This is a genomic window from Actinomadura graeca (genome assembly GCF_019175365.1).
In the GTDB taxonomy this organism is placed as follows: domain Bacteria; phylum Actinomycetota; class Actinomycetes; order Streptosporangiales; family Streptosporangiaceae; genus Spirillospora; species Spirillospora graeca.
Window position 1 is genome coordinate 3274468 of sequence record NZ_CP059572.1, and the last position, 23588, is coordinate 3298055.

The 23588-nt window shown below is 69.5% G+C and carries 23 protein-coding genes and 1 other RNA gene; 11 read left to right on the top strand and 13 right to left on the bottom strand.

The window, feature by feature from the left end; genetic code table 11:
• Nucleotides 1-7 precede the first annotated feature (7 nt).
• Nucleotides 8-1516, top strand: a complete 1509-nt coding sequence (locus tag AGRA3207_RS14400) for a SulP family inorganic anion transporter (protein ID WP_273700044.1) — start codon at nt 8-10, stop codon at nt 1514-1516.
• A 111-nt stretch (nt 1517-1627) separates the two neighbouring features.
• Here the strand turns inward: AGRA3207_RS14400 and AGRA3207_RS14405 are convergent, their stop codons facing one another.
• The 6 genes from AGRA3207_RS14405 to AGRA3207_RS14430 all read right to left on the bottom strand — a co-directional run bounded on the left by AGRA3207_RS14405 (nt 1628) and on the right by AGRA3207_RS14430 (nt 8542).
• Nucleotides 1628-2869 (bottom strand): patatin-like phospholipase family protein, encoded by a 1242-nt coding sequence (locus AGRA3207_RS14405; RefSeq protein WP_231335134.1) that lies wholly within the window; start codon nt 2867-2869, stop codon nt 1628-1630.
• Nucleotides 2866-4008: a hypothetical protein gene (locus tag AGRA3207_RS14410; protein ID WP_231335135.1), complete on the bottom strand. Its 1143-nt coding sequence runs from the start codon at nt 4006-4008 to the stop codon at nt 2866-2868. Before AGRA3207_RS14410 ends, AGRA3207_RS14405 begins: the two co-directional genes overlap by 4 nt.
• Nucleotides 4008-4763, bottom strand: a complete 756-nt coding sequence (locus tag AGRA3207_RS14415; protein WP_231335136.1) for a hypothetical protein — start codon at nt 4761-4763, stop codon at nt 4008-4010. Before AGRA3207_RS14415 ends, AGRA3207_RS14410 begins: the two co-directional genes overlap by 1 nt.
• Before the next feature lie 47 nt (nt 4764-4810).
• Complete coding sequence (locus AGRA3207_RS14420) at nt 4811-6598, bottom strand: Hsp70 family protein (protein WP_231335137.1); 1788 nt, start codon at nt 6596-6598, stop codon at nt 4811-4813.
• A gap of 205 nt (nt 6599-6803) precedes the next feature.
• Complete coding sequence (locus tag AGRA3207_RS14425) at nt 6804-7976, bottom strand: epoxide hydrolase family protein (RefSeq protein WP_231335138.1); 1173 nt, start codon at nt 7974-7976, stop codon at nt 6804-6806.
• Between the two features lie 140 nt (nt 7977-8116).
• Complete coding sequence (locus AGRA3207_RS14430) at nt 8117-8542, bottom strand: VOC family protein (protein ID WP_231335139.1); 426 nt, start codon at nt 8540-8542, stop codon at nt 8117-8119.
• Nucleotides 8543-8642: 100 nt separating this feature from the next.
• Here AGRA3207_RS14430 and AGRA3207_RS14435 point away from each other — a divergent pair, with 100 nt between their 5' ends.
• The gene (locus tag AGRA3207_RS14435) at nt 8643-9620 is read left to right on the top strand and encodes a helix-turn-helix transcriptional regulator (protein WP_231335140.1); all 978 of its coding nucleotides are present in this window, start codon (nt 8643-8645) and stop codon (nt 9618-9620) included.
• Between the two features lie 50 nt (nt 9621-9670).
• Here AGRA3207_RS14435 and AGRA3207_RS14440 read toward each other — a convergent pair whose 3' ends face one another.
• Entirely contained in the window at nt 9671-10765 is a 1095-nt protein-coding gene (locus tag AGRA3207_RS14440) for a Swt1 family HEPN domain-containing protein (RefSeq protein WP_231335141.1), read from the bottom strand.
• Nucleotides 10766-11215: 450 nt separating this feature from the next.
• Between AGRA3207_RS14440 and AGRA3207_RS14445 the strand changes: the two genes are divergently transcribed.
• The 5 genes from AGRA3207_RS14445 to AGRA3207_RS14465 are packed head-to-tail and all read left to right on the top strand — an operon-like array spanning nt 11216 to nt 15862.
• Nucleotides 11216-11896 (top strand): M15 family metallopeptidase, encoded by a 681-nt coding sequence (locus tag AGRA3207_RS14445; RefSeq protein ID WP_231335142.1) that lies wholly within the window; start codon nt 11216-11218, stop codon nt 11894-11896.
• Entirely contained in the window at nt 11893-13023 is a 1131-nt protein-coding gene (gene alr / locus AGRA3207_RS14450) for an alanine racemase (protein WP_231335143.1), read from the top strand. Before AGRA3207_RS14445 ends, alr begins: the two co-directional genes overlap by 4 nt.
• Nucleotides 13020-14012 carry a D-alanine--D-alanine ligase family protein gene (locus tag AGRA3207_RS14455; RefSeq protein ID WP_231335144.1) on the top strand — a complete coding sequence of 331 codons (993 nt, stop codon included), beginning with the start codon at nt 13020-13022 and terminating at the stop codon, nt 14010-14012. The genes alr and AGRA3207_RS14455 overlap by 4 nt, the downstream gene beginning before the upstream one ends.
• 52 nt (nt 14013-14064) lie before the next feature.
• The gene (locus AGRA3207_RS14460) at nt 14065-14739 is read left to right on the top strand and encodes a response regulator transcription factor (protein ID WP_231335145.1); all 675 of its coding nucleotides are present in this window, start codon (nt 14065-14067) and stop codon (nt 14737-14739) included.
• Entirely contained in the window at nt 14732-15862 is a 1131-nt protein-coding gene (locus AGRA3207_RS14465) for a sensor histidine kinase (protein WP_231335146.1), read from the top strand. The genes AGRA3207_RS14460 and AGRA3207_RS14465 overlap by 8 nt, the downstream gene beginning before the upstream one ends.
• A 9-nt stretch (nt 15863-15871) precedes the next feature.
• On the opposite strand, the gene AGRA3207_RS14470 is transcribed toward AGRA3207_RS14465, so the two are convergent.
• The 4 genes from AGRA3207_RS14470 to AGRA3207_RS14485 all read right to left on the bottom strand — a co-directional run bounded on the left by AGRA3207_RS14470 (nt 15872) and on the right by AGRA3207_RS14485 (nt 18850).
• Nucleotides 15872-16351 carry a tellurite resistance TerB family protein gene (locus AGRA3207_RS14470; protein WP_231335147.1) on the bottom strand — a complete coding sequence of 160 codons (480 nt, stop codon included), beginning with the start codon at nt 16349-16351 and terminating at the stop codon, nt 15872-15874.
• 218 nt (nt 16352-16569) lie between these two features.
• Nucleotides 16570-17454: a DUF1963 domain-containing protein gene (locus AGRA3207_RS14475; protein WP_231335148.1), complete on the bottom strand. Its 885-nt coding sequence runs from the start codon at nt 17452-17454 to the stop codon at nt 16570-16572.
• Nucleotides 17455-17522: 68 nt separating this feature from the next.
• Entirely contained in the window at nt 17523-18644 is a 1122-nt protein-coding gene (locus tag AGRA3207_RS14480; protein WP_231335149.1) for a hypothetical protein, read from the bottom strand.
• A 2-nt stretch (nt 18645-18646) separates the two neighbouring features.
• The gene (locus tag AGRA3207_RS14485) at nt 18647-18850 is read right to left on the bottom strand and encodes a hypothetical protein (protein WP_231335150.1); all 204 of its coding nucleotides are present in this window, start codon (nt 18848-18850) and stop codon (nt 18647-18649) included.
• Between the two features lie 282 nt (nt 18851-19132).
• On the opposite strand from AGRA3207_RS14485, the gene AGRA3207_RS14490 reads away from it, so the two are divergent.
• Together AGRA3207_RS14490 and AGRA3207_RS14495 are read left to right on the top strand one after the other, a co-directional pair.
• Nucleotides 19133-19432 carry a hypothetical protein gene (locus AGRA3207_RS14490; RefSeq protein WP_231335151.1) on the top strand — a complete coding sequence of 100 codons (300 nt, stop codon included), beginning with the start codon at nt 19133-19135 and terminating at the stop codon, nt 19430-19432.
• Nucleotides 19429-20217, top strand: coding sequence for a hypothetical protein (locus AGRA3207_RS14495; protein WP_231335152.1), 789 nt, complete (start codon nt 19429-19431; stop codon nt 20215-20217). Before AGRA3207_RS14490 ends, AGRA3207_RS14495 begins: the two co-directional genes overlap by 4 nt.
• Here the strand turns inward: AGRA3207_RS14495 and AGRA3207_RS14500 are convergent.
• Nucleotides 20133-21260 carry a helix-turn-helix domain-containing protein gene (locus tag AGRA3207_RS14500; protein WP_231335153.1) on the bottom strand — a complete coding sequence of 376 codons (1128 nt, stop codon included), beginning with the start codon at nt 21258-21260 and terminating at the stop codon, nt 20133-20135. The genes AGRA3207_RS14495 and AGRA3207_RS14500 overlap by 85 nt on opposite strands.
• A gap of 190 nt (nt 21261-21450) precedes the next feature.
• Here AGRA3207_RS14500 and AGRA3207_RS14505 point away from each other — a divergent pair, with 190 nt between their 5' ends.
• Nucleotides 21451-21750: a hypothetical protein gene (locus AGRA3207_RS14505; protein WP_231335154.1), complete on the top strand. Its 300-nt coding sequence runs from the start codon at nt 21451-21453 to the stop codon at nt 21748-21750.
• A gap of 251 nt (nt 21751-22001) precedes the next feature.
• The gene (locus AGRA3207_RS14510) at nt 22002-22340 is read left to right on the top strand and encodes a hypothetical protein (RefSeq protein WP_231335155.1); all 339 of its coding nucleotides are present in this window, start codon (nt 22002-22004) and stop codon (nt 22338-22340) included.
• A 702-nt stretch (nt 22341-23042) separates the two neighbouring features.
• On the opposite strand, the gene ssrA is transcribed toward AGRA3207_RS14510, so the two are convergent.
• Nucleotides 23043-23415, bottom strand: a transfer-messenger RNA (tmRNA) gene (gene ssrA / locus AGRA3207_RS14515).
• Between the last annotated feature and the right edge of the window lie 173 nt (nt 23416-23588).

Sequence of the window (23588 nt, forward strand, 5' to 3'; positions counted from 1 at the left end):
GGATCTGATGCTCCCCACACCCTTGCGCTCCCCCCGGGTCCTGCGGGGCGAGATCTCCGCGTCGCTCGTGGTCTTCCTCGTCGCGCTGCCGCTGTGCGCGGGCGTGGCGGTCGCCTCAGGCGTCCCCGCCGGGCTCGGGCTGATCACCGGCATCGTCGGCGGGCTCGTCGTGGGGCTGCTGCCCGGCAGCAGCCTCCAGGTCAGCGGCCCCGCCGCGGGCCTGACGGTGCTGGTCTACGAGGCCGTCCAGGAGTACGGGCTCGGCGCCCTCGGCGCGATCGTCATGGCCGCGGGCCTGGCGCAGGTCGCACTCGGCATGCTGCGGATGGGCCGCTGGTTCCGGGCCATCTCGGTGGCGGTCGTCGAGGGCATGCTCGCCGGCATCGGCCTCACCATCATCGCCGGGCAGCTGTACGCCATGGCCGGGGCGACCGCGCCCGGCTCGGGCATCGCCAAGATCGCCGGCGTCCCGGAACTGCTCCTGGACAGCGCCGGATCGGGCCCCGCGTTGGCCGCCCTCGGCATCGGCGTCACGACGATCGGGCTGCTGATGGGATGGCCGTACCTGCCCCGGCGGGTCCGCGCCGTCCCGGCCCCCCTGGCGGCCGTCGCCCTCGCCACCGGCCTCTCGCTCCTGCTGGACGCGCCGGTGGCGCGGCTGAAGGTGGAGGGCCTGCTCGGCTCCATCCAGCCGCCGGGTGGCGACGACCTGGCCCGGCTCGCCGAGGTCGGCGTGATCGGCACCGTCGTCGCGTTCGCGCTCATCTCGTCCGCCGAAAGCCTGTTCAGCGCCGCCGCCGTGGACCGCATGCACGACGGCCCGCGCACCGACTACGACAAGGAGCTGATGGCGCAGGGCTTCGGCAACACCCTCTGCGGCGCGCTGGGCGCGCTGCCGATGACGGCCGTGATCGTGCGCAGTTCCGCCAACGTCCAGGCGGGCGCGAAGACCAAGGCGTCCCGGGTCCTGCACGGCTTCTGGCTGCTGCTGTTCGCCGCGCTGCTCCCCGGCCTGCTGGAGGTCATCCCGCTGGCCGCCCTCGCGGGCGTGCTGGTGTTCGCCGGCTGGAAGCTCATCCCCCTCGCGCAGCTGCGCCGCCTGTGGCGGGAACACCGGGGCGAGTCGGTCATCCTGGTCGTCACGGCGGTGGCGGTGGTCTCCCTCAACCTGTTCGAGGGCGTCCTGCTCGGCCTGCTGCTGGCCGTGGTCAAGTCGGCCTGGGACACCTCGCACCTCCAGATCCAGGTGCACGGGGTGGACGACGACGGGGACGAGCCCCGGCGCCCCGTCCGCGTCACGCTCACCGGCAACGCCACCTTCCTGCGCCTGCCGCAGATCATCGACACGCTGGACGGGCTGCCCCACCACCGGCCCGTCGAGCTGGACCTCACCGGCGTGCGGCACCTGGACCACGCCTGCCGCACCGCGCTCACGGGCTGGGTGGACCGGCACAACCAGGCGATCCCCGCACCCGCCCCGGTGGAGGACCGCCCGGTGGTGACCGCCTCCCGCTGAGACGCCCGCCCGGATCCGATCCGCCGGAGGACCCCGGCGGAACGGATCCGGACAGAGCGGGTCGGTTCAAAGCGCGGCCGGTCAGAGCACGGCCGGTCAGAGCGCGGCCGGTCAGAGCGGGTCGTCCAGCTCCGCCACGGCGGCCGAACGGAACGCGCCCAGGAAATCGGCCACCCGGTCGACGGCCTCCATGCGCCAGTAACGGCCGAGCTGTTCTTTCGCGTCCTCGTAACCGAGTTCGTAGAGGCCCTCCACGCGCCGTGGGGAAAGGTCGATCATTCCGGTGAGCGGGCCGGTGGGACCGTGCGGCGCGATGGGACGGCTCGGCATGACCTCGATGATGCGCAATTCGGGGAACCGCGAGGGTTCGAAGAGCGGGCGGGGGTTCAGATGCGCCACCACCACGGTGGGGCAGTCGGTGACCGCCAGCAACGCGCCGACGGGGATGTTGTCGCCGATCCCGCCGTCCCGGAACGTGCGTCCGTCGACGTTCCTCGGCGGAAGGAGGATGGGAAGGCCGGCACTGGCGAGAACGAGGTTGTGGATCTCCTCGGGGCGCAGGTGATTGATCCGGCGCCATTCAGAGGACTCCCGCAGCAGTTTCCCGCGGACCACGTCGAGCAGCCATCCGAAACGCAGCGGATTCCCCCGGATCGGACCGCTCCTGTCCCGGACCCGGGGAATCAAGGACCCGAAGGGGAACGGCGCCAGGGTCAGGCTGTTCGGATCCACGGACGGGAAGATCGACACCCACATCGGTATGCCCGACCGAAGCGCGTGCTCGTCCACGTGCTTCGCCACGAGCCCGTCCAGGAAACCCGGGCTGAGCATCGGCCCGCCCAGCCGGGGCAGCAGGTTGAGCCATTGCCGCAGGGCGGGCTCGTCGAACTCGCCGTCCGGGCGCGGCAGATCCGCGGCCTCCCGGGCGACCTCGGATTCGGGCCCGGAGAACCGCGGCGGCCCGGTCTCCTCGGCGACCTCCCGCCAGACGCGCACGAGACGGTCGGCGCCCTCACCGAGGGACGGCGCCGCCGCCACGACGGCGCCGTTGAGCGCGCCGATGCTGGCCCCGGAAATGGCGGTCACCGGTGTGCCGACCTCCGCGAGGAAACGCACCACCCCGGCCTGGTAGGCGCCTTTGGCGCCACCTCCGGCCAGCACCAGCGCGACCGGCTCGTCCCGGGGATCGCGGCGGCCCGCGGAATGGAAGACCGCCACCGGATCCTGAAGGCCGAGCGGTTCCCCGCCCGGCAATGGGGCGCCTTGGCCGTAAAGCGGTTCCTTCGCGCGCCGGGCGGCGCGGTCGCCTATCCGCCTCGCGCGCCGGGCCAGCTCGCCCTCGTCGTCGCTCATTGCGATGTCTTCGGGGAAACGCCGCGTTGCAGGTCGTGGCGGGCGGCGAGCTGCGCCGTGGCCTGTTCGTCCACCAGCCGCCGGACGAGGCCGTCGACGGAGATCGTGCCGGGCATCCAGACCAGTTCCCGGGCACGGGAGAACGCCTCCACGCCCGGCTTCGGTCTCCTGGCGTCCCCGTCCCGGCTGGACAGGTCCAGCGCCATGGACAACGCGGCCGACAATGGTCCCTGTTCGGTGGCGAATTCGGGGACCAGCCCGACGCCGAGGATCTCGGCGACCATCATCGCCTGGTCGGCGTCCCGCACCTCCCCGACCAGGTCGTCCAAGATCGCCGGGACCGGCCGCCGACCGTCCCACCGGCCTTTCGAACGCGGATCGGAAAGGATCGCCCGGCTCAGCTTCGGGCGGAACTTCGCCCAGCTCTCCCGCGATGGCGACGCGGCTCCGGCGCGGAGTTCGAAATGGCCGCACGCGCCCGTCCAGACCTCCTGGGAAAGAAGCACGATCTGGCAGATCCAGGGAAGGTCCGCGTAGGTCCGGCCGTCGAGCCAGAGGCCGACCGTCTGCTCGAAGAAGTCCTCACTGCTCTGCCACAGCTCGCCGGACGTGATCCGCTCGTCGTGGTCGGCGAGGGCCTGCGCGTGATCGGCGAGGATCCTGGCGTGCTCGGCCAGCTCGGCCGAGTGGACGTCGAGAAGCCGCTGGTGCGCGTCCAGCCGCGAGCGGCACGCGTCGACGAGCTCGGCGAGCGAGGCGACGACGTCCGACAGCGCGGCGATGTCGGCGGCGTTGGAGGCCGCCATCTCCTCGGCGTGCCCGGACACGTACGCCAGGCGGCGGACATGCCCGGCGACCCGCGCCACGTCGGCGTCCAGCACGATCCCCCGCAGCCGCATCTCCTCCAGCCGCTCCACGAACGCGCGCTGATGCCCGACGAGGTCCCGGTCGGTCTGGATCTGCGCCTTCCGGTCGCGCCCGGTGATCCGTCCGACCAGACGGCCGAAGAACGACTGCCCGGCGCGGTGCTCCACGCGGCGGCCCGTCAGCTCCACCGACTGCGCCAGTTCCTTGGTGGCCCGCCCGTAGGCGACCGGCACCTCCGCGACCAGCGACTTGATCCGGGACAGCAGGCCCATCACGGCACCTCGGTGAACACGACGGGGTTGCCGAACACCTGGCCGCGCACGAGGTAGGCGGGGATCACCACGAAGACCACCGGGCGGTCGATGGACGAGGGGTGCCACAGCCCGACGGTGTCCTCGGTGATCACGTCGGGCACCGAGAAGTCGAACTCGACCGGATGCGCGGATCCGGCGATCTCGGCGCGCAGCGCGGTGGTGTCCCTCAGAAGGCGGGTGATCTTCGTGTAGAAGACCTTCTGCCTGTCCCGGTCGCCGAAACGCGAGGGCTTCGCCTCGGGCTCGAGCAGCGCGCGGAACGCCGACTCGTTCACCGTCGGCTCGGCGAAACAGGCCGACACCAGCTCGGAGACGAGTCGTGCCTGGTGGTAGGGGTACCGCCGGTCCTTGACGTCGAATCCGGACAGGTCGGCGTGGCTGCGCGCCAGATCCCGGAAGCGGCTCCCGCACAAATGGCGCATCTGCTTGACGTAGGTCTCGTGGCGGTGGGAGTCCTCGTCGGTCAGTTCCGGCGACTGGTGGACGAGTTCGGAACGCACGGCGCCGAGATCGCGGTCCAGATCCGCCTGCGCCGCCCGCAGGTCCCTCAGCTCCGTTTCGAGCCCTTCGGCGTAGGCCCGCAAGGCCCGCAGCTCCGCCTCCTGCCGGTCGGCCCTCTCGGTGAGCTCGCCGAGCTGCTGCGTCTGAAGCCGGAAAGCCCCGAAGAGATCCTCCAGGCCGTTCTCCAGACCCTTCTTCGAACTGAAAAGCATGGTGCTGACGGTGTTCAAGATACCCACTTCTCGGTCCATTCGGGATCTCAGCGGAGGTAGTCGACGTCGAAGGTGGTCTCCTGGATCTCGCCGGTCCGGGGATTCTCCGCGCGTACCCGCGTCTCGTTCCCGCCGAACGACAGATAAATGCGGATCGGCCTTTCGCCGCGCTCCTTTCCCTCGGATTCGGAGATGTCGACGGTGATCTCACCGAGCTTCTTGCACGTCTCCTCGGTCGCGTACTCCGGATCGTCCTCAAGCGAGGAGAACAGCCTGAGGCCCAGCTCCCTCTGGTCCTTGGAGATCGGGAAGTAGTTCCGCACCCGCTCCTCGTTCACCTCGACGCTCTCGTCCGCTATGACGATCCGGTCGAACCGCGTATTGCATTTGAGGCCGTCGTCGCCCGTCACCTGGGAGTCCGCGGGATCGACGCCGTGCCGGAAGTCCTTGCACACCGCGAGGCCGATCGTGTACCGGGAACGCCGCGAGCGGATCGCGTCGGGGTCGTAGCAGAAATGCACCGCCCCGAAGAGCACGGCGGTGGCGGGGTCCTCGGCGACCAGGACCTCGGCCTCGTCCCGGAACCTCTCATGAATGGACGCCTGAAGGTACTCGGACCGGCCGAAGCCACCGACGATCACGAGTTTCTCGCGCTGGTCCGAGAACCCGTCGTTGCGCCGCATGACCGACAGCTGGTGCTCGACCGTCTTGAGGATCGGCGCGATCGCCGTGTCGAAGATGGCCTGGGCGTCGTCCTCCCGCACGACCAGGCCGCATTCGGCGCCGTACTCGGCCGTGAGCCGCCGGCGGTCCTCCTCGTCGAGCAGCCCCCACAGATGGTGCCCCATGCGAAGGAGGATGGGGTCGATGATGCGCGGCCTGCCGTCGATCTGATCGACGATCAGATTGACCTTCTCGCGCTCCCACTGCGCCTCCAGATCGTCGAGATCGTGACGGCAGTGCTCCTTCGCCCGCTCCATGACGTCCGCGCCCAGCACCCTGGTGAGATAGTCGTCCGTGAAGGCCGCGTTCACGTACTCGGAACCGAATTTCCCGCCGTCGGGACGGCCGATCTCGTACAGCCGCGGCTTTCCGTCCGGGGACATCCTCACGCGGAACGCGGTGATGTCGACGGTGCCGCCGCCGCAGTCGACGACCATGAACCGGTCACCGGTGTTCGACAGGTCCAGATGCTCACGCGCGTCGTCCATGCCCAGCACCCGCGCGTGCCGGATCCAGCAGTAGACGGCCGCCGCCTCGGGCTCCCGCGTGATCAGGAGACTGTTCTCGTCCTTGGGAAAGCCCGCCTTCTCCGCGGCGTCCCGCATCAGCGCGCGATCGTTCTCGTCCCAGATGGCGGGCACGGTCAGGCACCAGCGGATGTGCTCCTCCCGGTAGCCGCGCTTGGCGATATCGGCGACCGCCTCCGAACGCACCTCGCGCAGATAGGCGGTGATCAGTTTCTGGACGTCCCGGGTATCGCGCAGATAGACCGTCCCCTCACCGCGGGGCACGTCACCGTTGTACACCTCGGGCTTCAGCGCCATTTTGAACGCGTAGGCGTAGCCGTGCCGGTCGGCCTCGGCCGTTCCCTTCATACGCCGCCATTTGCGCGAGGCGTCGAATCCCCTCGCCACGACCTCTTCACCATCGGCGCCCAGAAGCAGCGCGGTGAGGTTCTTCGCGGTCGCCTCGGGACTGCCACGATGACGGCTCTGATAATTGATCTTCCGGTGGTCGGGCGAGTCGTTGATGGCGTCGATCGTGGCCCATCCCCACCCCGTCCCATGCGTCCCGAAGTCCACCGCCGCCGCGACCTGATGTTCGGCCGTCATCTCCGCCCCCTGGCCATGTCACCACCGTTTTCCCCTTCGGCAAGGGTGGCCCACACCGCCGCCTGCCGCCCGAATCTGGCCAGATGAAGCCAGACATCGATCAGGTAACGGAACGCGCCCAGGAAAGCGGCCGGCGGGCATTAACGGGACGGCCTACTCAGGCGGGTCGGCATCCCGGGACGGTTCGGCGAGATGTGCGCGCTTGTCAGGCCGTCATGGCCGCCCGGTAGGGGCGGAAGAAGGCGCGGAGCTCCTCCGCGTAAAGCTCGGGCTCCTCGAACGGCGCGAAATGGCCGCCGCTCGGAGGCTCGGTGATGCGCACGGCGTTCGCCGTGCGTTCGAGCCACGCCCTCGGCGGGCGGACGACGTCGCCGCGGAAAATCGAGAAGCCGGACGGGACCTCGACCCGGCGGGCGAGCTGGGCCGGTGGGATGGCGCCATTCGCTTTGTACATCCGCATCGACGAGCCGATCGTCCCCGTGAGCCAGTAGAGCGTGATGTTGGTGAGGATCTCGTCCTTCGTGAAACGTCGTTCGACGTCCCCTCCGCAATCGCTCCACGCCTGGAGCTTTTCGAGGATCCACGCGGCGAGCCCGGCCGGTGAGTCGGTGAGCCCGAAGGCGGCGGTCTGGGGTTTCGTGCGGTGCATGGCGCCGTAGGCCCCTTCGGTCACCGACCAGGCGGCGGTGCTGTCGATCCAGGCGCGTTCTTCGGGCGTGAGGTCCTCGGGCGGGCCGGTATAGACGGGCAGGCCCGCGTCCGTCCGATGGACGGCCACGACCCGGTCGGGGTGGTCGAGCGCCAGGTAGCGGCTCACATGGCTGCCTATGTCGCCGCCCGCCGCCCCGAACCGCGGGTAGCCGAGGACGTCCATCAGCTCGGCCCAGAGACCGGCGACGGCGATCGAGTTCAGCGGCGGCCCGGTGGGACGGTCGGAGTACCCATAGCCGGGCAGGTCGGGCACGGCCACGTCGAACGCGTCGGCCGGGTCGGCGCCGTGCGCGCCGGGGTCGGTGAGGAGCGGGACGACCTTCGAATAGCGCCAGAACGAGTCCGGCCACCCGTGGGTGAGGACCAGGGGCAGGACGGGCCCGGCCGTCGCGGCGGCCCGGGCGTGCACGACGTGGATGCCCAGGCCACCGACCCGGACGCGAAAGTGCGGAAGCCGCGCGAGTGCCGCTTCCTGCGCGGACCAGTCGAACCCGTCCGCCCAGTAGCCGACGAGTTCGCGAAGGTAGTCCAGGTCGGTCCCGAGGGACCAGCCGGCGTCCTCGGGCGCGTCCGGCCAGCGCGTCGCACGCAACCGCGCGCGGAGATCCTCAAGTGCCGCTGGCTCGGTTTTCAGGGTGAACGGATCGACGTGCGGCGTGTCCGGCATGAATCTCACCCTACGCGCGTCCCAAGCGCATCTTTCGGCCCGCCCGACGGCATTCGCAACGGCTCATGGGCTAAGCCGACCACCGGCTTTCGGCGTCGGAATGCCGGGGCGGCCCTCGCCCGCCGCCCCGGCTGCGCAGGTCAGGACGCGGTGTACTCGGCGACGACGTCCACGACCCAGGTGACGCCGAACCGGTCCTTCAGCATCCCGTACAGGGGCGCCCATTGAGCGGGCATCAGCGGCTGGACGATCGTCGCGCCGTCGGAGAGCTTCTCCCACAACGCGGTGATCTCCTCGGTCCCCTTGCCCCGGAGCGAGACGAAGAACGCGTTCTCGCCCTGCTCCCAGGGCAGGTGCGAGGGCACGTCGTAGGCCATCACGCGGAAGCCGTTGCCGGCGATCACCTGGCCCCACATCACCTGGTCCGCCTCGGACGGCTCCTGGACGTTCCCGGCGTCCTTGTACGTGACCACGGCGAGGTCCCCACCGAACACGGACCGGTAGAACGTGAGTGCCGCGCGGGCGTCACCGCGGAAGTTCAGGTGCGTCACAACATCGATGGACATGTTCGGTTCCTCAGCTTTCGATACCTGTCATCTGCTCTGTGACCCACGATGGCAGCAGTAGCGGACAGGATCTGGCCGCTACCGGAGGCACAATGGAGGCATGCCCAAGACCGCCGCACGGCTGCTGGCGTTGCTCTCGCTGCTCCAGGCGCGCCGGGACTGGCCCGGCGCGCTGCTGGCCGAGCGCCTGGAGATCAGCCCCCGCACCGTGCGGCGCGACGTCGACCGCCTGCGCGAGCTCGGCTATCCCATCGTGGCGATCAAGGGTCCGGACGGCGGCTACCGCCTGGACGCCGGCGCGGACCTGCCCCCGCTGCTGTTCGACGACGAGCAGGCCGTGGCCCTGGCCGTCGCGCTCCAGCTCGCCACCACCGCCGGAGCGGGCATCGGGGAGGCCGCGGCGCGCGCGCTGACCACCGTCCGGCAGGTCATGCCCGCCCGGCTGCGGCACCGGATCGACACCGTCCAGGTCACGCCCGTCCAACGGCCCGCGCCGCAGGTCGAGAGCAGCGTGCTCACGGCGGTCGCCGCCGCCCTCCACGCCCATGAGGAACTGCGCTTCGACCACGTCACCGCGTCCGCGGGCGGGGACGTCCGGCCCTCGCCGCGCCGCGTGCAGCCGCACCACCTCGTGACCTGGGGCGGGCGCTGGTACCTCGTCGCCTGGGACCTCGATCGCGACGACTGGCGGATCTTCCGCGCCGACCGGATCACCCCGCGCACCCCCACCGGGCCGCGCTTCACCCCGCGCGAGGTGCCCGGCGGCGACGTGGCCGCCTACGTGACCAGCACGTTCCAGGGGTCGGACGGTGCTGGCGGCTGGCCATGCCGGGGCGAGGTGATCCTCGGCCTTCCCGCCTCCACCGTTTCCCTCTACACCCGCGACGGGATCGTCGAGGACGTCGGCCCGGACCGCTGCCGGCTCGTCCTGGGCTCCTGGTCATGGACCGGCCTGGCCGCCGCCATCGGCAGGTTCGACGCCGACATCGAGGTGGTCGGGCCACCCGAACTCAAAGCCGCCTTCGCCCGCCTGGCCCGCCGCTACACCGCCGCGGCCCGCCCCGGCGCCCACGCCTGACCGGCGGGACGCGGGAACGAAGCGGCCACGGGCGGACGGCCGAAGGGCGATCAGCCCTTGGGCTTGCGTCCCTTCCAGACGATGATGTCGATTTTGACGAAGGTATTCGTCCCTTGCTTGCGCACACCCCGGACTGCGACTCCCGCCACGACACCGGTGTCGGTCGTGACACACATGCGCAGTGTCTTCGTGACACGAGTACTGGCGGCGTAGCGGGTGGTATCCCGGCATGTGGCGTAGCTGAGTTTCTCGCCACGTGTGACGACGACGATCCGGCCGTCGGCGGCCGTGAACTGTCCCGCGCTGAACCCGAGATCGCCTCCGAAAGCGCCTTGGAGAGGAGCGATCGGCTCGTCCAGGAAACGCAGATGATAATCCCGGGGGATCTCGATACGCCCCGTGTTGAGCCGCGCGCCGAGCGGTTCGTTCTTGTACTTGCCCTCGTAGGGATCCGCGTCCCGCTGGCCGAACAGCACCCAGACCGTCGCCAGGGCGATGACGGCGAGCGCGACCACGGCACCGCACCCGATCTTGAGCTGGATCACCGGCCGGGCGCTGGTCTTCCGCGGCGGCGGCGCAGGCCACGGCTGCGGATCGACCTTCCTCGCCTGGGGCTTGGACTTGGTCTTGGTCTTGGTCTTGGATCCCGATCGCTGCCCCGAGCGCCGCGTCGTCGGCGTCGAACCCTTCGGCCGCACGGCATGCGGGGCCGCGCTTCCCGTCGACTGGAGCCGTCCGGTGAGCTGGCGCACCTCATTGGCCTTGCCCGGCTCGCCGATCAGCGTGAGGAACTCGGCCATCGACTGCAACGCGGTCCTGGCGGTCGTGAGGTCGAGGTCATTGAGCTGTTCGTGCGACGCGAGATTGCGCGCCTCACGAATCCGGTGTGCGAGGTTCTTCGCCTGCCTTGGCAGCACCTTCGGCCCGAAGGCCCGTTCGTCTTTGGTCAGCACCCAGATCAGGAATCCCAGATCCCCGAGATGTTCTTGGGACGCCCCCGGACGGGGATGCCGTCGCACGAAATCCGGAAGCCAGTTCTTTCCGTGCGCCCCGGTCATGCGCTTTTGGACGAATGGGTTCAACACCTGAGTGACCGTCCTCAGCCCCGCGGTCACCTGGTCTTGATTGACTAGCTTCGTCGTCACCGGAGCAGCATAGGACCGCCGCACTGTCCACCAGATGAATCCCGACAAATGGCCACTGGTGGACTCCCCGCCACCGGTTCCGCATGGCCCTGGACGCGGCCGAACGGTTCTCCGCCGACGTCAGCGGCCCCTTCGCCTTCGTCTCCGGGCAGACCACCGACCGCCCAGCCACCCTGTACCGCCAGCGTCGGACGCCCTGAACCGCCGTCCTCGGACGCTCCGAGCCATCCCTCAACCCGGATCAATGGTGTATCGCGGACGTATCGAAAATCGCATACGTCACCGCAACGGCCTTCCGCCTTCAGTAGGCGCATGGGCCACAGCGCATCACTCTCAGCGCCACCCCGTCGTACGCGCAGGATCGTTCTCGTCATTCTGGCGTTCCCCGGTGGCCGCCAACGTCAGGGACCAGCCACTCGGCATCCCCGCCCGGCCACTCGGCGGTGAGTCGTGGCGAATCCACCTTCGACCACCAAAGCGGACGTCCTCGCCGCCGCCACCCGGTTCCTCGCGGCGCTGCTGGTACCGCTGGCCTTCTGCCGGGCACCCGGCCGTGCCCGTTTCCTGGCCTGCCAGTGGGCATTGAGCCTGCGCTTCCCCGCCGAAGATCTCCGTGGGCTCACACCGGAGACGCTGAGGGCGTTCACGCACGCGCGAGCCGAGGCGTTCTGGCGCGACGGGCAGCTGATCGGGCTCACCTCGGGACACCGCGACGTGGCGGAACAGCACCGGATCTTCGTCGAGGAGGTGCGGCGCACCGGCTCGGTCTCCGCGGCGCGGCGGCGGGTGCTGCCGCCTGAGGAGTCCAGCCACGTGCGGGGGCTCGCCCTGGACGTCCGGCCGACCGAGGGCGCGCGGTGGCTCGAACTCCACGGCGGGCGGTACGGGCTCTACCGCGTCTACGACAACGAGTGGTGGCACTTCGAGTACCGCACGGCCGAGCCGGTCAGGCTGCCGCATCCGGATGCCGCGGCGTGGACGTCCGATCACGGTGCCGCCTACCGGCCATGCCAGGTGCCCGGCAACGGGTCCTGGCACCACCGGCCGCGTCCCCATCCGGCCGAAGCCGATGCGAACGGCCGCGCGCCGATGTACAGGGGTCCCGCCGAGGATCCGCGGAGGCGGCCGTGAACCGCGTCCCGGCCGCGCTTCAGCGCCGGGCGGGCACGTTCCGTCCGCCGACCTTGCAGATGCTGCCCGTGGCGGTGGCCGCCAACGTGGTCGAGATCCGCGCGCGGACCCGGAGCACGATCATGGCCGTGGTCAAGGCCGACGGCTTCGGCCACGGCGCCGTCACGGTCGCCAGGGCCGCCGTCGCCGCCGGCGCCGGGTGGCTCGGGACGACCAGCGTCGCGGAGGCCGCGGCGTTGCGCGCCGCTCGCCTGGCGGTGCCGATCCTCACCTGGCTGCACCCTTCCGGGATCGACGCCGAGGCGGCCGCCGCCGCCGGGGTCGATGTCGCGGTCGGATCCGTAGACGAGCTCGCCGCACTGCTCGCGCAAGCCACCCCGACGGTCCGGATCCATCTCCATATGGACACCGGAATGTCCCGTGGCGGCTGCCCCCGCGGGCAGTGGGACGAACTGATCGGCCTCGCCCAGCGTGGTCAGCGGGCTCGGAGGGTCCGCGTGGCGGGCGTCATGGGGCATCTGCCGCTGGCCGACCGCGCCGACCCCGCGGCGAACGCGCCCGCGGTCGCCGCCATGCGCCAGGCACGGCAGGCGGTCCGGGCGGCGGGGCTCGGCTCACCGCCGGCCCATCTCGCCGCCACCTCGGGGACGCTGACCGACCCGGCGACGCACTTCGACATGGTCCGCGTCGGGGCGGGGCTGGTCGGCATCGACCCGTCCGGGACGGTGCGGATGCACGACGCGTCCCGTCTGACCGCACCGATCGTCCATACGACGGCGGTCCCGGCTGGCACACCGGTCGGCTACGGCGGCACGTACGTCACCGACCGCGCCACCCATCTGAGCGTCCTGCCCGTCGGGTACGCCGACGGGATCCCGCGCGAATGCTCGCCCCAGGCCGGTGTCGCGATCCGCGGGCGCCGCCTCCCCGTCGCCGGACGGGTCTCGATGGACCAGATCGTGATCGACACCGGCGCCGAGTCCTTCCCGGCCGGCACGTCCGCGACCGTGTTCGGCCCGGACGGGGGCGCGACCCCGACCGTCCACGACTGGGCCCGCTGGGCCGGGACCATTCCGCACACCATCGTCACCGGCATCGGGCCGCGTGTGAAAAGGAGCATCGCATGACACGGCGGATCGTGATGATCGGCGGCGGCGAGAACGCCGAGCACGACGTCTCGCTGGCCACCTCCGCGGCGATCGCCGGGGAACTGCGCGCGGGCGGGTTCGACGTCGACGAACTGATCATCGACCGTGACGGGACGTGGAGGCACGGAGCGGAGGCGCTGGGATCGCAGGTCGCCGGCTCCCTGGCCGCGGCGCTCGGCGTCATCGAACGCGCCGACGTCGTCTTCCCCGCCGTCCACGGCCCGTCCGGCGAGGACGGGACCCTCGCGGCCCTGTGCGCTCTCGCGCACACGCCGATGGTCGGCTCGGGCCTGCGCGCCGGAGCGCTCGGCATGGACAAGTGGGCGACCAAGCTCGCGGCGAAGGCCGTCGGGATCCGCACCGCCCCCGGCCGGCTGGTGACCGCGGCGGAGATCACCGATGTCGAGTTCGAGAAGGACGTGGTGGTCAAGCCCGCCTCGGCCGGTTCGAGCTACGGTGTCGCCTTGGCCCGCGACGCCTCCGGGCTCCGCGACGCGCTGGACCGCGCGGCGCGCTACGACGACCGGATCCTGATCGAGGACGTCGTCGCGGGCCGGGAGATCGACGTGGCCGTCCTGCGCGAGGCCGACGGCCGCCGGTGGGCGTCGCCGCCCCTGGAGATCCACGCCGACGGCCTCTTCGACACCGCGTCCAAATACGACGGCTCGGCCCGGTTCACCGTCCCCGCCGACATCGGCGGCGCGGACCGGACCGCCCTGGCCGAGGCGGCTGTGCGGATGTTCGACACGCTCGGCTGCGCCGGTGTCGCCCGCGTCGACTTCTTCCTCACCGCCCACGGCCCCGTCCTCAACGAGGTCAACACCATGCCGGGGATGACGGCCCAGTCCCAGGTGCCGAAGATGTTCGCCGCCGCAGGGCTGCCGTACCGGCAGCTGGTCGCGCGCCTGGTCGACGGCGCCACCGTGCCCGTCCCCGCGCACCCGGGCCCGGAGCGCGCGAACCCGTGAGCCGGGCGGTACGAATATGCCGACGATATGTGGCGCTGCCTAGGATCCGGGTATGCGCGTGCTGATCGTGGAGGACGAGCCCTACCTGGCCGAAGCCGTCCGTGACGGCCTCCGGCTGGAGGCCATCGCGGCCGACATCGCCGGCGACGGCGACTCCGCCCTGGAAATGCTCAGCGTCAACTCCTACGATCTCGCGGTCTTGGATCGTGACATCCCGGGACCGTCCGGCGACGAGATCGCCCGGCGCATCGTCGCGTCCGGCAGCGGCATGCCGATCCTCATGCTCACCGCCGCCGACCGGATCGACGACAAGGCCTCGGGGTTCGGCCTCGGCGCCGACGACTACCTCACCAAGCCGTTCGAGCTCCGGGAACTCGTCATGCGGCTCCGGGCGCTGGACCGCAGGCGCGCGCACGCCCGTCCCCCGGTCAGCGAGATCGCGGGCCTGCGCCTGGACCCCTTCCGCCGGGAGGTCTTCCGCGACGGGCACTACGTCGCGCTCACCCGCAAGCAGTTCGCCGTCCTCGAAGTCCTCGTCGCGGCCGAAGGCGGTGTCGTCAGCGCCGAAGAACTCCTGGAACGGGCCTGGGACGCCAACGCCGACCCCTTCACCAACGCCGTCCGCATCACCGTCTCCGCCCTGCGCAAACGCCTTGGCGAACCCTGGCTCATCGCCACGGTCCCCGGCGTCGGCTACCGCATCGACACCGGCGACACCCATGAATAGACGCCCGGGGCTCAGCACCCGGCTGAAACTCACCCTCAGCTACGCCGGTTTCCTCCTCGTCGCCGGTGGCCTCCTGCTGGCCGTGGTGCGAATGTTCCTGCTGCGCTACGTCCCCGACGGCACGCTGACGACCGGACCGGGGAGCGGCGGGCACGGGGGCCCGGCCGCTCCCTTCATCCCCAGCCGCTCCGACCTCCAGCGCGCGTTCGCCCCCCGCGCGGCCCAAGCCATGGCATTCCTGCTGGTGTTCGGCCTCATCGGAGGATGGATCCTCGCCGGCCGGATGCTCGCACCACTCACCCGGATCGCGGACGCGGCGCGCATGGCCGCGGAAGGATCGCTGTCCCACCGCATCCGCATGAAAGGTGCCAGGGACGAATTCCGCGAACTCGCCGACGTGTTCGACACCATGCTCGAACAACTCGAGAATCACGTCACCCAACAGCAGCGCTTCGCCGCGAACGCCTCCCACGAACTGCGCACCCCGCTGGCGATCTCCCAGACACTCCTGGACGTCGCCCGCAGCGACCCCACCCGCGACCAGGGCGAACTCCTCGAACGCCTCCACAAGGTCAACACGCGGGCGATCGACCTCACCGAGGCCCTCCTCCTGCTCAGCCGCAGCGACCGCGCCGGTTTCATCAGCGAGCCCGTCGACCTCTCCCTCACCGCCGAAGAAGCCGCCGAAACACTGCTCCCCCTCGCCGAACAACGCCGGATCACCCTCGACGTCACCGGCGAAAGAGCCCAGACCACCGGCTCCCCGGAACTGATGCTCCGGGTGGTGACCAACCTCGTCCAGAACGCCATCGTCCACAACGTCCCCACCGGCGGCACCGTGACGGTCCACACCGAAGCGCACCGCGACACAAGCGTCCTCCGGGTCGAGAACACCGGCCACCCGGTCCCCGCGGAACTCCTCCCGACCCTCATCGAACCCTTCCAACGCGGAACACAACGCATCCGCACCGACGAGCACGCCGGCGTCGGCCTGGGACTGGCCATCGTGCACAGCATCGTCCGAGCACACAACGGAATCCTCGACCTTACCCCCCGCCCCACCGGCGGCCTAACCGCCACGATCAGCCTCCCCCGCGCAAACTGCGACTCCGAACACAAGTGACCGCAGGGCTCAATGCCCACTTGAGTAGGTATGGAACAGGGCGGTACGCATCGCGTCCAGCGCGGCCTCGGCGGCGACCATATGGTGCAGGACGTCGGTGATGTCCTCGGCCACGCCCAGGCGGCGCGCGGCGGCAGCGACCTTGGCACGCTCGGCGTCGGCGTAGACACCGTCGGCCCCGGCCATCTGAATGGCGTGGTAAATGAGCGTCGGACCGGGCCGCCAGCCGTCGACGTCGACATCGAGCGCATCCAGCAGAGAATCCAGGTCCGCCGACTGGTGGTCGAAGCCCACGTAGCCGTCGATGACATGCTCGGGCACCCCGAACGAGCGCTGATGGGCCACCAGCCAGTCGAACTCCGGCTCCGTGACCTGCCCGTCCGCCCCGACGATCGCCAGCAGGATCCGCCCGTACGCAGCCGCCGCCTCACCGCTGACCGCCCCCAGCCCGGTCTGCCGCCGCCCGAAACTACTGACCTTGATCTCCATCACCACACTCCCTCCCACCGAGTAACCCCATAGTCGACGGCGGCAAAAGACCTGTCAGCGCTTCCCAGGACTAGACCAATGTGCAAAACCAGTAAGCCCACCAACCTCACCAGGTGAGGCCCGAAAAACCCCCAAAAGACCCCTGCATGCAGGTCACCAAGATCGTTTGGCTGCCGAAACGCAGTTCATCGCGCGTCTACTCGACGGCAGCAGAGGGTTCAGGGATTGGCGTTCATGAGGACCGACACCCGATCAAAGCGCCGTTCCTCCAGGTCCTGCTTTCTGATCGCCCAGTAAACAATGGCGGACCACAAGTGCTCCAAGCCGCTCGGATACCATTCGGCCAGAAGCACCCAGTCCTCGGACATGAACTGCTCAACGGACGGGATTCCCGTCTCCTTCGACGCGCAATCGAAGACGGGGTCCCCGTACCCCTCACGGTCCAAGGCGTATCCGCCGATCCGCAGGCAACGGGGGTGGCCCTCACCAGGGGCCTGGCTCCACACCTCACGCAGCTCTTTGGCATGCGGATGCGCGGCAAGGTCGAGGGCGATCTCTTTCGTGTCAAAGAACTCATGGTCGGGCAGGGACACGTCTTCCTGCAAACGCAGTTCACCTTGTAGTTCGGTGTCGAAATCCATGTCCGCTAGCAGATCGGCCGGATCGTAGTCGTACTCCACCTTGCGCTCTTGGACTGTCGTCCCAGCAGGGATGTACACCGCGGATCCATCGCATCCGTCCAGGTCGGGGTACGCAAACAGCAGCAGGTGCCCATCGGGCGGCAGGGGGAGGTTCGTCGCATCCGCGGGCAGAGCAGCGAAATCAATGGTCGCGATGAGGTGCTCGCGAACTTCCCCGTCCACCGCAGGAACATGGAGGCCGGGCGGAAGCATTATCGGAGCACCAAGGCGGCCCGCGGGCGGTCCCTTCCCTTCCGTCGTCAGGATGACGCGTCGACGGACCAATCCCAGCCACCGCTCCACGTCCTCGGACGGGATCCCAGACTCAAGCGCCGCGCTACGGTACCGGTCCAACTTGTCCCGCAGCGCCAGCGGCAACGCACCCAGCACCGTCTTTCTCCCCTGCTCCGTGATTCCGGACACGGCCGGTGAACCTCCAGACTTGCCCGGTCGCCCGGGTTCGACCGGTTCCATAATGCCTCGGGGACGGTTCAGGCCGAGATGAGCGCGTGCAATTCCCGAACGGTTGGTCGGTCCCGCTGTTCGACGGGGACGGCCCGCAGGACCCTCTTCCCCGTCTCGGTGATCATGTGGCTCAGCTCGGCCGGGGGCAGCGCGGCGAAGATCTCCGTAGCTCGCTTGACGCCATGATCGGTCCCGCCCTTGATCATGGTGCACAAAGCGCGCTGCAGATGGATCATCGGCACGTACTGGTGATCCGAGATTCTGGCGAGGTTGTGCTCAGCAGCCCGATCCGCCTTGGGCTCGTCACCGATCGCGGCATAAATCTGAAGCTCGGCCCAATCCGATTGGCAATTATCCCAGTAATCCGCCATGATCCCTTGGGCTTCCGATGCGGTTTCGGCCAGGCGGAGGTGCGTTCGGAGGGCCCGCCGCGCGTCGACGTGCCTCCCCAAACTGGTAAATGCGAGGGCCTGCGCTCTGGCGATCAATGCTCTGCGTGGGCTGTGACCTGTGATGCGTTGCGCCTGGTCAATGAGATTAAGGACGGTCGCCGGATCTCGCTGACCATAGAGTCCGTGACCTGCCTCCGTGGCGCGCACGCCAAGCCGTAGATCGAGGTCACCGGTCGCATCGGCAGCGGTTTTGGCGGTTCGCCACCAGTGAATGGCGGCATCGTCATCCCCAAGCCGGGTGAGGGTGTTCGCGTACAGCACGGTCAGCGCAGCTACGACTCGACGCAGTTCGATCAATACCCCCAGCTCACGTGATTCGGTGTCCTGTAGCTGACGCTGGACTGCGATCAGATTGACCACCAGGCCATCACGAACCTTCGCGGGGGGCCGGGTGCGGACCGCGTGCAAGTGATCCGACACGGTCAGGTGCCAGTCATCGAGATCACGAGGTTCGCTGTTCAGCGCTAGGGCGAGTAGCTGACGGACCGGTTCCCCGGTTGAGCCGAGCGTCCCCACGCTGATTCCCAGCGTGGCGAGTTGCAGTAGTACGCGACGCTCCATGTCGTCCTCCCATGGGAGCGGAGGTGCCTGGATGTCCACGTTAACGTCCGGTATGACCGATGCATCGACTTCGCCGCTGCTAATCCCCTGCCCCTTGGAGAGCGGAGGTTCGGGGAACAGTTCCTCCTCGGTCATCTTCAGCGCGGCGGCCCACAGCAGCCGGTACCGCGGGCCGACGGCGTGCTCGCCGGCCTCGTTCCAGGCAGGGCCGCAGCGACATTCGGGGGCGCGACCGAACGGAACAACGCGGCAAGGTCGGCGACGACCAGGCCGCGCCTTTTGCGCTCGGCGCGCAGCCGCTTGCCGGTATGAATATTTTCTGTGGACATGTCGTATTCCACCCAGCCGGAAATCCCTGGAAACGCTGCCCCCGTTTCGGGGCTCTTCGACGATTATCAGGCTGACCTGTGGCGTCTGTCACGGATTCACTGTCATCAGCGGAGCCACGCACCGCGGCCACCGAAGTTCCCTATGTGGTTCGCAACACCCGATAAAACACCAGCGGTGCGTGGTTCCGCCCAGAGACAGGCGGCACCGGAATCGCGGCGCTACGAGCACCGGCCGGGGCCTGACCGGAAGGAAGTCCGGCTATGGGACAGGGTAGGGAAACAGGCGGAGCGGCTATGACAGGCCGCTTCGACGGCACCGAGCACCGGCACGCGTACCCGAAGCTTCACGACTTGATGGGCACCTTGCAGGGTCGCCGCTTCGCCGTGCACCTGAGGGCCAGCCCGCTGGCCATCATCGTCACCAGGCCGGACGATCCGACGGGTGCCAGGCAGACGGTCACGTGCAAACCGCGCGTCACCGACCAGGACCGGATGTGGTTCTACGACGACGCCAACGGTGAGCCGATCGCCGAAGCCGAGGACATCATCGGCGCCGCGGTCATCATCGTCGGCAACCTGACCCCGACGCCATGAGCGACGCCGGGGAGACCCGCGTGGGCGGCTACATCCTCAAGGGCGGCACCGGCGTCTACATGCTCCTGGACCCCGAGACCGAAGACCCCCGCGTCGAGCGCGACTGCTACGACGACCGTCTGCACACCGGTTCGTCCCGCTCGGTCGTCCTGACCGCCAACGACGACGGCAAGGTGCACGTCGACGAGGAGTCCGACGAGGCGCGCATGTTCATCCGGCAGCACTACCGCGAGGCCGAGGCCCGGATCGAGCTGGCCAACGGCGACGCGCCCGTGGGCCTGCAGTTCACCCCGGACGAGGCGGAGGAGTACGCGTTCAAGCTGCTGGAGCTGGCCGCCCTCGCCCGACGCGGGCAGTCCGACGGCGGACGAGCGCCCCGCACGGTCGCAATGTGCGGGGCGCTCGCACTTCAAATGGCGCGAATTCGTCAGCTAGGCCAGGTGCCTTCCGCAGGCGTCCCGGGCATGGTGCCGCGGCGTCACATCGCCTGCCGCGAGCACCTCGGCCAGCGCGCCGGCGAACCTCTCCAGTGCCTCCACACGGCCCATCGGAACCGCAGACTCCCCCGCACCGTCGTCGCGGCGGCACAGCCACGTCTGCCCGTCGTCGTCGGTCAACACGATGACCTTCGTACCCGCGAGGTGGAACGTGGCGTCCTTGTGACCACCCGCGTTCAGCACCTCCTCCATGCTCTGGCCGCTCATCTGGTGACCTCCCGGAGTTGCTCGCGCGCCTTCCTGACCTCCGGCACCGCCGCCCACGGGCGGGTGCCGGTGAGGATGTGACGAACATGGATGTCCATCCGCCGGGATGTCAGCAGCGGCGCGACCAGAGCCACCGAGGCGACTCCCTCGGTCATCGCACCGACGTCCCCGGCCCGGATCGCTGACTTGGTCAGCCGGGCCCGGTAGAGCCCGGCGAGCAGTGGGGATTGCGACTCCACCCCAGCGACGGCCTTCCGCAGATCCACAGCACCAAGAGCGTGAAGGCCGCAATCGGCGAGGGCGATCCCCGAGTTCGCCATCACCTCGGCAGCATCGGCGGGGTTCAATCGTGAGGCGAGTGCTTGAGCCTCCTCCAGCGCACGCCGGACTGGGCGCTCCTGGCCTGGCAGGACGGCCAGCGACCGGGCCAGGCGCACCAGGAGGGCGGCCCGGGTGGCGTCGTCGAGGTCATGCAGGGCCAGGCCACGACGGACGTATTCGGCCGCGCGGAATCGGGGCTTGCCGTAGGTGCGGATCAGAGACAGCGTCGAGTAAGCGTTGGCCTGCGCGCAGGTATCGCGCCCCTTCCCAGCGAGGGCGAGGGACAGGTTGGCGACACGCTCGGCATTGTCGAGGTCGCGGGTGTCGTGCAAGATGAGCGCCGCGTGGCGGGCGAGGCCGGATGCAGCGGATTGCAGGCCCGTGTCGGTGCCGAGCATGGCGGGCGCGACAAGACGGACGTGGCGAAGCGCCTCGCGGACGAGGGGCGCCCCGCCGATCTGTTCCTCGGTGTAGGCAAGGCGGTCTGCGAGCAGCCGCACATACGAGGCATCGCGGTAGGGGTGCCTCCCGGTCGCCGGCGGGGTCAGTGCGACGCTGGCCGCCGACGCCAGAAAACGGCGTCGTCTCACAGGGTCGTCCTCCTCGCTGGGGACGAGTTCCAGTTCCCAGCCCACGGTACGCAGAAGCCGCGCGGCTTTGGCCATGCCGGGATCGCGTTTGCCGGCCAGCACCATCGAAACCCATGGCTGCGAGACGTCGAGCTTGCGTGCGAGTGCCGCCCCTGACCAGCCGTGACGCTTCATGACGACGGAGAACGCATCTCCCAGGCTGCTGACGCCCATGCCCCGGAACGTATAACGGACCGTTAGAGGTTGACTACCGGCCGCGCTGAGTCGCTGCTTGTCTGCGAGGCGAAGTCCTCGATTCCCGATGACTGGGCGACCCCGGCCGGTGCGCGAACACCGGTGCTCCGGGGCCTGACCGGAACGGAGGCCCGGCTATGGACAGGGTAACGAACTACGCGGAGCGGACATGAGCGATCGCTTCGACGGCACCGAGCACCGGCACGCGTACCCGAAGCTTCACGACTTGATGGGCACCTTGCAGGGTCGCCGCTTCGCCGTGCACCTGCGGGCCAGCCCGCTGGCCATCATCGTCACCAGGCCGGACGATCCGACGGATGCCAGGCAGACGGTCACATGCAAACCGCGCGCCACCGACCAGGACCGGATGTGGTTCTACGACGACGCCAACGGCGAGCCGATCGCCGAAGCCGAGGACATCATCGGCGCCGCGGTCATCATCGCCGGCAACCTGACCCCGACGCCATGAGCGGCACCGAGGAGACCCGCGTGGGCGGCTACATCCTCAAGGGCGGCACCGGCGTCTACATGCTCCTGGACCCCGAAACCGAAGACCCCCGCGCGACGATCATCTCTCGGGCAACGGGACGTGGCGTGCCCGCACTCTCGACGGCGAGGCCAAGACCTACCAGCCGCCGGACGAGATCGAGCGCCCCGCGCTGTGGGTCGCCGAGCAGTTCGTCCCCGCCACCGACGAACCCGCCGCCGAGGAGGGCACGGATGCCGGATGAACTGGACACCGAGCCGCCCGGACCGCTGGACGCGCTACACGCCGCCGTCCGCCGCCGCGCCCCGCAGACCTCGGCGACCTCCGCCCGCCCGGCCGGGACCTTCTACCGGTCGACACCGGAGCGGCGCGCGGCCACCGAGGACGCCTTACGCCTGCGCGTCTCCTGTCAGAAGGAACCCGAGCGGATGATCACCTGGGACGAACACGGCGGCGTCTACCGATGTACCACCGGCCCGGACGTGGGCGAGGCCGTCCCGGCCGACACCGAAAAGGCCACCGCCCGGAACACCGAGGCGCCCGGCGCGTCGGCTGATCCGACGGGCGAGTAGAGCGGGGCGGCGGCGCTTCGCCGGTGACCGCTGGCGCAACCGTCCCACCGTGGCCCCGGATTTGCGTGCATCGCGTCCGGGGGCCGTGCTCGCCGTGCGGGCCGATGTCGTCGATGACGCGGCCGGTGCATCGGAGGTATGCACGACCGTCACGCGGCTGAGTGACAAGGGCACGGTCGTGCAGCTTCGTCCCAAGACCGAGGCGGGCTGGCGCGTGATCGCGATGTCGGGCCACCTTGTGGAGCTGTGCCGCCGCCGTATCGCGATGGCGTGGCCGCACCCGACCGGACGATCACGATCGTCACGGCCGACGGCGACGAGGAAGGCGCCACGCCGCAGAGGTGGGCCTGCTGTTCCCCAGCCTGCCCGGCGGGGTGCGCAACCCCTCCAACGCCAACCGGGACATTAAGGACGTGCTCGACCGGGCCGGACGCTGGCAGGTTCGGACGGTTGACGTCCCACACCCTCCGGCGGACGGTGGCGACCCGCCTGGAGGACGAGGCCGACCTGAGCGCCCGCGCGATCGCCGACCACCTCGGCCACGCCAAGCCGAGCATGACCCAGGATGTCTACCTGGGGCGCAACGTGGCATCCGCCAAGGCGGCCTTGTCCTGGGCAAGGTTGCCTACCAAGGTGGGCATAAAGTGGGAATGCAGCAGAGAAGCCGCCGACCAGACGGTGTCTGATCAGCGGCTTCTTGTGTCGTGGAGGTGGCGGGAATCGAACCCGCGTCCTTCGGTAATGAGTCAGGGCTTCTCCGGGTGCAGCCTGCTCGGCGTTTTCTCAGCCCCGGCGCTCATGCAGGCAAGTCGCCGACGGGCTCAGCCGCTGTTTGTTTTTCCTACAGGCCCCGCGACCGGGCTTGCAGGTGGAGTCTCCTTACGATGCCAGACCCCGGGTCGGAGACGCTCCCGGGCTGACAGAGTTCGCTACTCGCCTCAGGCGGCGAGGGCGAACTCGGACTGCTTCTTGTTGGCAGTTGTGGTTTGCTGTCACAGGATTTACGAGGTCACGACAGCAACCCTCGACCCGCTTCCCCTGGCTCGATCGACCGAAGTCGAAGCCGGTCACCCCCATGTTGAGTTGTCAAAGCGGCCGTCCGGGGACGTCCGCACCATGACGCTACAAGAGTAACGCGTCCGGGGGCAACGTGATTCCCGTGGGGGCGCACGTGAAACCCCGGTGGACGCGTCGCGCCCACCGGGGTCGACCGGCAGGGTCGGGCCGGTCCGGACGGCAGAGCCTCCC